The sequence below is a fragment of the Pseudomonas sp. KCJK9111 genome (assembly GCF_046231935.1).
GTDB classification, from domain to species: Bacteria; Pseudomonadota; Gammaproteobacteria; order Pseudomonadales; family Pseudomonadaceae; genus Aquipseudomonas; species Aquipseudomonas parafulva_B.
The window spans coordinates 1-460 of sequence record NZ_JBJJMO010000137.1 but is presented as its reverse complement, the minus strand read 5'-3'; the positions used below and the strand labels follow the sequence as shown (position 1 = coordinate 460).

The 460-nt window shown below is 55.2% G+C and carries 1 rRNA gene; it reads right to left on the bottom strand.

From position 1 onward, the window contains the following. Positions 1-52 precede the first annotated feature (52 nt). Positions 53-460, bottom strand: a 16S ribosomal RNA gene (locus ACK59L_RS21515); the annotation flags it as partial.

Genomic DNA, 460 nt, shown 5'->3' with positions numbered 1-460 from the left:
AATGAATCAAGCAATTCGTGTGGGAGCTCATCAGCAGGCTGATGTCGTCGATTAAGGAGGTGATCCAGCCGCAGGTTCCCCTACGGCTACCTTGTTACGACTTCACCCCAGTCATGAATCACACCGTGGTAACCGTCCCCCCGAAGGTTAGACTAGCTACTTCTGGTGCAACCCACTCCCATGGTGTGACGGGCGGTGTGTACAAGGCCCGGGAACGTATTCACCGCGACATTCTGATTCGCGATTACTAGCGATTCCGACTTCACGCAGTCGAGTTGCAGACTGCGATCCGGACTACGATCGGTTTTGTGAGATTAGCTCCACCTCGCGGCTTGGCAACCCTCTGTACCGACCATTGTAGCACGTGTGTAGCCCAGGCCGTAAGGGCCATGATGACTTGACGTCATCCCCACCTTCCTCCGGTTTGTCACCGGCAGTCTCCTTAGAGTGCCCACCATAA